The organism is Streptomyces sp. NPDC048361 (assembly GCF_040651795.1).
Taxonomy (GTDB): Bacteria; Actinomycetota; Actinomycetes; order Streptomycetales; family Streptomycetaceae; genus Streptomyces.
Genome location: NZ_JBEZKW010000115.1, coordinates 1 through 7,295 on the forward strand (window position 1 = coordinate 1; position 7,295 = coordinate 7,295).

A 7,295-nucleotide genomic window follows, 5' to 3' on the forward strand; every position below is an offset into this window, starting at 1 on the left:
GTGTGGTTTTTTGCCGGGGGGGGGGGGGTGGGGGGCCCGGCCCCACCGCCCACCACTGACCCGGCCCCACCACTGACCCGGCCCCACCACTGCCCCGGCCCCACCACTGCCCCGGCCCCACCACTGACCCGGCCCCACCACTGCCCCGGCCCCACCGCTGACCTGGCCCCGCCGCTCACCCCGGGTGAGGCGCCGCCGGCCGCGCTCGGTCAGTTCGCCGCGCGCTCCTCGAAGACCTCGCGGGCGGCGGTGATGCCGTTGAGTGCCGCCGGGAATCCCGCGTAGCCCGCCATCTGCGTGATGACCTCGACGACCTCCTCGCGGGTGCCGCCCACGTTGAGCAGGCCGTGGATGTGGACGCGCAGCTGCGGCGCGGCCGTGCCGAGCGCCGTGCACATCGCGACGCTGGCCAACTCGCGGGATTTCAGGTCGAGCCCGGGCCGCGCATAGATGTCCCCGAAGGCGAACTCGACGATGTAGCGCGTCAGATCGGGCGCGATATCCCGCATCGACGCGACGACCTGGTCACCGGCGTGCCCGTCGACCTCGGCCAGCTTGGCAAGCCCGCGCTCGTACCGGTCGCCGTCGAGCGGCGCCGTGTCCACGGGGGCGATCTTGGTGTCGGCGCGGCTCTCGAAGACCTCGCGCGCGGCGGTGATGCCGTTGAGTGCCGCGGGGAAACCCGCGTATACGGCGGTATGGATGAGGAGCTCCACGATCTCGGCCGGAGCGACCCCGACATTGAGCGCGCCGTCGATGTGGAAGCGCAGCTGCGGCGCCGCGTTGCCCATCGCGGCAAGCGCGCCGACCGTGGCGATCTGCCGCTGGCGGAGCGTGAGTCCGGGGCGGGCAATGACGTCGCCGTATCCGAAGGCGACGGTCATCCGGCCGAGGTCGGGCGCGATGTCCGCCAGGCTCGCCAGGACCGCCGGGCGCTCCTGGCCGCCGATGGTGCGCAGCAGTGCGAGCCCGCGCTCGTACCGCTCGTCGGTCGTCTCGGCGCCGTCCCCTGCGATGGAGTGGCCCGTTGCGTTCTTCTTGTTCTCCGCGCTGTTCATGTCTCAGACGCTACGAGTTGGAGCGTGCTCTAACGCAAACGGCCGTGCACACCAGGGGTGTGTCCGAAGGCGCGGCGGAACACGTCGATGAACGCGCTGGTGGAGGACCAGCCGCACCGGTGGGCCACGGTAGTCACCGGGAGGTCGTCGGCGAGCAGCTGCAGTGCGTGGTAGAGCCGGAGCCGGGTGCGCCACTGCGGGAACGTCATGCCGAGGTCGGCGCGGAACAGACGGGTCAGGGTGCGTTCGCTCGCGCTCGCCCGCGCGCCCAGTTCGGCGAGTCCACGTCGGTCGGCCGGGTCGGCCCACAGCATCGCGCAGACGGCGGCGAGGCGGGGATCGACTGGCGCCGGCAGATGGACGGGCCACTGGGGCGCGGCGCCCACCTGGTCGAGCAGGACGGCGCGCAGCCGCTCCCCCTGGGGGCTTCGGTCGGCGGGCCCGCGAGTGTGGGCGAGCAGGAGCTCGCGAAGGAGCGGGCCGACCGTCAGGACGGTGGGGGTGTCGAGACCCAGCGGATCCTCGTGGGCCGCGACCCCCATCAGGTGCAACTCGAGCCCGCCGTGCGCCCGGTGGGAGTGCACGGTGCCGGCGGGCACCCAGATCGCGCGCGTGGCGGGGGCCACCCAGGTCCCGGCGTCCGTCGTGACGGCCAGGACCCCGCGGCTCGCGTGGACAAGCTGGTGATCGTCGTGCCGGTGCGCGTCGATGCTGTCCCCGGGTGCCATCTGCTGGGCCCGCGTGGGGGCGACGGGGGTGTGGCGGATGTTCGGCATCACTAGGCAATTTATCGGAAGCGCGACAGGGAGGCGCACGTCGATGATCGAGCGGTGGCTATACGACGAGGTGGACCGGTACGGGTGAGTGGGCCGGCGGAACAGGGTGGGTCGGCCGAGCAGGGTGGGTCGGCGGAGCAAAATAGGCCGGCGGCGCAGGGTCGGTCGGCGGCGCAAAGTAGGCCGGCGGAGCTGGGTGGGTCGGTGCTGAAGCCTGGGCCGGTGTTCGGTTGGCGGTGGCGGCGGGCCCGCGGCCCGGGCGGCGGGTGGACGGGACGGCCCGTGCTCCTCCTCGCCGTAGGGCACGGCTGCGTCGATGTGTACCAGGGCTCCGTCGCGGCCCTCGTGCCGTTCTTCGTCGCCGAGCGCGCCTATTCCTACGCCGCGGCCTCCGGCATCGTGCTCGCCGCCTCCCTGCTCTCCTCCGTCGTCCAGCCGCTGTTCGGGGCGCTCGCCGACCGCTGGGCGATGCCGTGGCTGCTGCCGGCGAGTACGGCGGTGGCGGGGGTCGGCATCGCGTTGAGCGGCAGCGGCGGCACGTACGCCATGACGCTGGCGATGGTCGCCGTCTCCGGGGTGGGGGTCGCCGCCTACCATCCCGAGTCGGCCCGGGTGGCCCGCGCGGCGAGCGCGGGGAGTCACACCGCGATGGGCTGGTTCTCGCTCGGCGGCAACCTCGGCTTCGCGGCCGCCCCACTGCTGGTGGCCGGCGTGGTGGGGGTCGGCGGGCTGCGGGCGGCGCCGCTGCTGGTGGTGCCGGCCGCACTCGGCAGCGTGCTGTGTGCGGCGGCGCTCCGCGCGATCCGGCCACCCGGCCGTGCGCAGGCGCCGGCTGCGGGGGGCGCCGGGCGGGACGACCGCGCCTCGTTCCTGCGGCTGTCCCTCGTCGTCGTGTGCCGCTCGCTGGTCTTCGTCGGGCTGGGCGCGTTCATCGCGCTGTACGCCCGCGAACGGGTGGGAGGCGGTCAAGTGGCGGGCTCCGCGGCCCTGTTCGTGCTGTACGCGGGCGGCGCGGTGGGCACGGTCGTGGGCGGCGGGCTCGCGGCGCGCTGGGACCGGGTGCGCGTGCTCGGGTGGTCGTACGCGGTCGCGGTGCCCGCCGTCGCGGGGGTGGTGTTCGTCCCCGGCCCCGCCTTCTACCTCTTCGTCGCCCTGACCTCGGCCGCACTGTATGTGCCGTTCTCGCTCCAGGTGACGCTGGGCCAGGACTACCTGCCGACCCGGATCGGCACCGCGAGCGGGGTCACCCTCGGCCTGACGGTGAGCGTGGGCGGCCTGGCCGGGCCGTTGATCGGGGCCGCGGCCGACGCCACGTCGCTGCGGACCGCGCTGGCCCCGCTGATCGCCCTGCCCGCCGTGGCGTGGCTGCTCGCCCGCGCCTTGCCGGAGCCCCCGTCACCGGCGCCGGGCACGCAGGATGAACCCGCGGTCTCGCCGTTGGCGGCGCCGGGCAGGTGAGGTTCCTCGCGGGACGCGCCAGGCCGCCGGCCGCGTCCCGGGACCTCAGGGGACCTCAGGGGACCTCCAGTGGACCTCAGGGAACCTCACGGGACGCGCCGCGCCCGCATGGCGGTGGCTCCGGCGGCGAGCGCGGCCGTCGCGGTACGGGCCCGCTGGGCGAGCTCGTCCTGGGTTTCGGCCGGGCTGTAGACGGTGAGCGCCCGGTCCTCCTTGTCGAGGACCAGCGCGTCGGGCGCAGCGGTCGTCTCGCCGTCGTACGCGAGGGAGTTGACGCTTTCGAGGCCGGTGAGCCGGACCGAGCGGACGCGTTCGGCCCGGTACACGTGTGAGCGGCGCAGCGCTCCGGCCAGGGCGGAGACGGCGAGGCGTACGCGGGCCAGCGGCACCTCGGCGTCGACGGTCCGCAGATCGAGCAGGCCTTCGTCCAGGCGGGGCCGGTGGGAGGGGGCGAGTCCGTCGGGCCGGTAGTGGCCGTTGCCCGCGAACAGGAGCCACAGCGCGCGCGGGCGGCCGTCGATCCGCAGATGCAGAGGGGTGGCGGTGCGCAGCACGCGGGCGAGCGCGATGGCGCCGGCCGGCCATCTGCCGATCCGGCCCTCCAGGCCTTCGCGCACCCGCACCAGGTCGGGGTAGAAGCCGATGCTGAAGGTGTTGACGAAGGCCGCGACGTCCTGGCCGCCGGCGTCGCGCACGCGGGCCAGGTCGACGCGGATGGCCTCGCCGTGTTCGAGGGCGTGCACGGTGTCCTCGAAGGCGGCGACGCCGGCGTCGAGCGCGAAGTGGTTGAGGGTGCCGCCGGGAAAGACCGCGATGGGGAGGCAGGCGCGTGCGGCGCGTTCGCATGCGGCGTTCACCGTGCCATCGCCGCCGCACACGCCGAGCACCCCGGCGAGCCGGCCCGCCCGGGCGACGGCCTCGTCGAGGAGTTCGCCCAGGTCCTCGTCGGGCCCGAGCTCGACGATCTCGGCCTCGGGCAGCAGCAGCCGCAGATGGTCCTGCGCGGGCAGCCGGCCCGGAACTCCTTTGCCGGAGCCGCCGTTGACGACCACGACGAGGCCGCGGCCGCGCCGTACCGTGGGCGCCGCGGCGCGGGTGTGCAGGGGGTGGACGGGCTCGGGGCGGGGCGGCCACCAGTAGCAGGTGGCGGCGGCCGCGGCCACGCCGAGGACACAGCCGGCCAGCACGTCACCCGGGTAGTGGACGCCGACGTAGACACGGGAGAACGCCACGGCCGCCGCGACCGGGGCCACCAAGGCCCCGTACCGCGTGGACTCCAGGGCGACGCCGGCCGCGAAGGCGGCGGCCGACGCGGAGTGCCCCGAGGGGAACGAGGAGGTGTGCGGCGCTCGCGCCAGGCGGCGCACCAGCGGGACGGCGTCCGTCACCGGACGCCCGCGCCGGGTGGCGTACTTGGCGACGGTGTTGGTGGTGAGCGAGGCGAGCGCGAGGGCGCCCACCCCTCGCCGCGCGGCCCGGCGGGCAGTGGGGCCCCCGGCCGCGGCGAGCACCGCTGCCGTCGCGAACCAGAGCCGCCCGTGGTTGGCGGCGCGGCTCAGGCGGGGCAGTACCCGGTCCGCGCCGGCCAGCCGGGCGGTGGCCACCCGCTCGAACCAGCGGTGGTCGATCGAGCCCATCCGTGCCATCGGTGCCATGTCCCCTGCCTAGCCCGCCCGGCGCCGCCGCGCGCGCCGGGTTGGCCCGGACGGGCGCCGGCTCAGCGGGACCGGCCGGGCCCGAGGGCCGCGAGGAGCGTCGGCAGATGGCTGTGGTCGATGTCCTTCACCGCGGTGACCAGGGTGACGGTGCCGTCCTTCACGAGGGTGCGCAGCCGCTCGACGGCCCCGCTCGGTTCCGGCTCGGCCAGTTCGGCCTCGTACCGCTCCTGGAACTCCTCGAATCGGGTGCGGTCCTCGTGGTACCAGCGGCGCAGCTCGGTCGAGGGGGTGAGCTCCTTGAGCCACTCGTCGACGGACGCGTGTTCCTTGGAGAGCCCCCTGGGCCAGAGGCGGTCGACGAGGACGCGTACGCCGTCGGCCTCCTCGGGCGGGTCGTAGACACGGCGGACCCGCGGTGTGCGCTGTGCCGGCATGCGGTGCCTCCCACGTGTCGCGGACATCAGGGACGTCGGTGTTCGCCTCAGACGCCGACGGTCTCCTCGATCTCCTCTTCCTCCTCAGCTTCCCGCATGGCCGCGGTCCCGGCTCCCTTCGCCGCTCCCTCAGTGAGGACGGGCGCCGCGGCGGGCGCGGGTACGGCTGCGGGCGCGTCGGGGGTGAGCGTCGAGGCACGTCGGCGTTCGACGATCCCCGCGACCGCCATCACGGCGAGGCCCACGACCAGCCAGGCGGCGAGCACCCACACGTTACGGGCGAGGCCGTGGCCGCCGAAGTAGACCAGGTCGCGGATGCCCTCGACGAGCCCCGCGCCGTTCCAGAAGGCGTGCAGACTGCCGAAGAAGCCGTCCTGCAGCTCGGGCCGGAACAGGCCGCCCGAGCTGGTGAAGTTGAGCATCACGAAGAGCACCATCACGGCGAGCGTGGTCCAGCGCTTGAGGAAGGTGTGGAGTCCGGCGCCGAGGAAGAGAATGCCCGCCGAGTACAGCCAGGACATCGCCCACACGCCCCACAGGCCGTGATCGACGAGGTGGAAGAGCGGTCCGGCGAAGGCGGCGCCGATCAGGGAGACCACGAAGGAGACCCCGGCGACGAGGCCGGCCCGCGTCCGCAGGGACAGCCCCGCTCCGGCCGCGCCGAGCACGGCGACGGAGGCGTAGGAGCCGATGCTCACCGCGATGAGCAGGAAGAAGATGCCCGAGCCCGTCGGGTCTCCGGAGACCGGCGGCACGACGTCGGTGATCTTCAGGGGCACGCCCTGGGCGGTGGCCGCCGGAGTGAAGACCTTCTCGACGGCGGTGGCGCTCATGTCGGAACCGGCCGAGGCGACGATGAGTTCGGGCGCCTTGGCGTCCAGGACGTAGGCGCCGGAGATGTCCCGCGCCTTGAGTTCGTGAACGGCGGCAGCGCGGTCGGTCACGGTGCGGACGTCGAGCGCGTCACCCGCCTTGTCCTTCACGGTCTGCGCGAACACCTTCGCCTCGGGTCCCGCTCCGACGACCGCGACCGGCAGGTGGTGCGGCTCGGGGGTGGCGAACGCGCCGAGGTAGGCGAGCCCCATGCCGAGGCACATCAGCAGCGGAGTGATCAGGTGTGCGAGGACGTGTCGCAGCGCGGGGCTCGACGGCGTCGTACGCACATCGCCCGACACGGCGCCGGGACGGGTGGCCTTGTGACCTCCGGACATCAGCGGACCCTTCTGATCGGGTGCGGGGCCGGAACCGGCGGACCCGATGATCGACTCAATAGTTGGCTTTTACAACTTCTACTAGTTGTACTGTACAAGCTTCTGCTCGGATCCACCACCTCGGTGGCGACGCGCGCCCAGCCGCGTTGAGATGGGCGCATGAATCGCCAGGGCGCCCCGTGGTGGGCCGAGCTGCCCCCGGCCGCCGGTGGCGCCGTCATGGCCACCGCGATCATCTCCATCGGGCTGCACCTCACCGGCCACGAAGCCCTCTCCCGGGTGTGGCTCGTCATCGCGGCGCTGGTGTGGCTGCTGCTCGCCGTGGACTTCGCCTGGCGCCTCTTGGGCAACCGGGCCCGCTGGTCCGGCGAGGCCGACACCCCGCCCGCCCTCACCGCCGTCGCCGCCACCACGGTGCTCGGCACCCGCCTGAGCGCGTTCGGCCTGCGGGACCTGACCCTGGCGCTGCTCGCCCTCGCGGTGGCAATCTGGCCGGGGCTCCTGATCGCGGTCGTACGCCACTGGCACCGGCGCATGCCCGGCGCGGCCTTCCTGGTCTGTGTCGCGACCCAGGGCCTCGCGGTGCTCGCGGCCACGCTCTCCCTGGCCGGCGCGGGCGACTGGCTCGCCCGCGCCGCCCAGGGGGCGGTCGGCCGCGGCCCCCCGGGCGCCGCCCCCCCGGGGTTCGACACCCTCCTTG

At 74.3% G+C, this 7,295-nt stretch carries 6 protein-coding genes and 1 pseudogene; 2 read left to right on the forward strand and 5 right to left on the reverse strand.

The annotated features are described in order from the left end of the window. Nucleotides 1-209: 209 nt before the first annotated feature. Together AB0D31_RS34135 and AB0D31_RS34140 are read right to left on the reverse strand one after the other, a co-directional pair. Nucleotides 210-1,058 (reverse strand): carboxymuconolactone decarboxylase family protein, encoded by an 849-nt coding sequence (locus tag AB0D31_RS34135; protein ID WP_362730656.1) that lies wholly within the window; start codon nucleotides 1,056-1,058, stop codon nucleotides 210-212. A gap of 29 nt (nucleotides 1,059-1,087) precedes the next feature. Next, nucleotides 1,088-1,834: a helix-turn-helix transcriptional regulator gene (locus AB0D31_RS34140; RefSeq protein WP_362730659.1), complete on the reverse strand. Its 747-nt coding sequence runs from the start codon at nucleotides 1,832-1,834 to the stop codon at nucleotides 1,088-1,090. A gap of 282 nt (nucleotides 1,835-2,116) precedes the next feature. On the opposite strand from AB0D31_RS34140, the gene AB0D31_RS34145 reads away from it, so the two are divergent. Then, nucleotides 2,117-3,292, forward strand: a complete 1,176-nt coding sequence (locus AB0D31_RS34145) for an MFS transporter (RefSeq protein ID WP_362730662.1) — start codon at nucleotides 2,117-2,119, stop codon at nucleotides 3,290-3,292. Nucleotides 3,293-3,378: 86 nt separating this feature from the next. Here AB0D31_RS34145 and AB0D31_RS34150 read toward each other — a convergent pair whose 3' ends face one another. From AB0D31_RS34150 to AB0D31_RS34160, 3 genes are all read right to left on the reverse strand, one after another. Beyond that, nucleotides 3,379-4,947: a phosphatase PAP2 family protein gene (locus AB0D31_RS34150; RefSeq protein ID WP_362730665.1), complete on the reverse strand. Its 1,569-nt coding sequence runs from the start codon at nucleotides 4,945-4,947 to the stop codon at nucleotides 3,379-3,381. A 62-nt stretch (nucleotides 4,948-5,009) separates the two neighbouring features. Then, nucleotides 5,010-5,384, reverse strand: coding sequence for a DUF488 family protein (locus AB0D31_RS34155; RefSeq protein WP_362730667.1), 375 nt, complete (start codon nucleotides 5,382-5,384; stop codon nucleotides 5,010-5,012). 47 nt (nucleotides 5,385-5,431) lie between these two features. Next, nucleotides 5,432-6,481: a hypothetical protein gene (locus AB0D31_RS34160; protein ID WP_362730670.1), complete on the reverse strand. Its 1,050-nt coding sequence runs from the start codon at nucleotides 6,479-6,481 to the stop codon at nucleotides 5,432-5,434. A gap of 273 nt (nucleotides 6,482-6,754) precedes the next feature. On the opposite strand from AB0D31_RS34160, the pseudogene AB0D31_RS34165 reads away from it, so the two are divergent. Then, nucleotides 6,755-7,295 (forward strand): annotated as a pseudogene (locus tag AB0D31_RS34165) (hypothetical protein); the annotation flags it as partial.

Bases quoted from the DNA above. Each gene is read 5' to 3' on its own strand.
- AB0D31_RS34135 (WP_362730656.1), bottom strand. From the start codon at position 1,058: ATGAACAGCGCGGAGAACAAGAAGAACGCAACGGGCCACTCCATCGCA.
- AB0D31_RS34140 (WP_362730659.1), bottom strand. From the start codon at position 1,834: ATGCCGAACATCCGCCACACCCCCGTCGCCCCCACGCGGGCCCAGCAG.
- AB0D31_RS34150 (WP_362730665.1), bottom strand. From the start codon at position 4,947: ATGGCACCGATGGCACGGATGGGCTCGATCGACCACCGCTGGTTCGAG.
- AB0D31_RS34155 (WP_362730667.1), bottom strand. From the start codon at position 5,384: ATGCCGGCACAGCGCACACCGCGGGTCCGCCGTGTCTACGACCCGCCC.
- AB0D31_RS34160 (WP_362730670.1), bottom strand. From the start codon at position 6,481: ATGTGCCTCGGCATGGGGCTCGCCTACCTCGGCGCGTTCGCCACCCCC.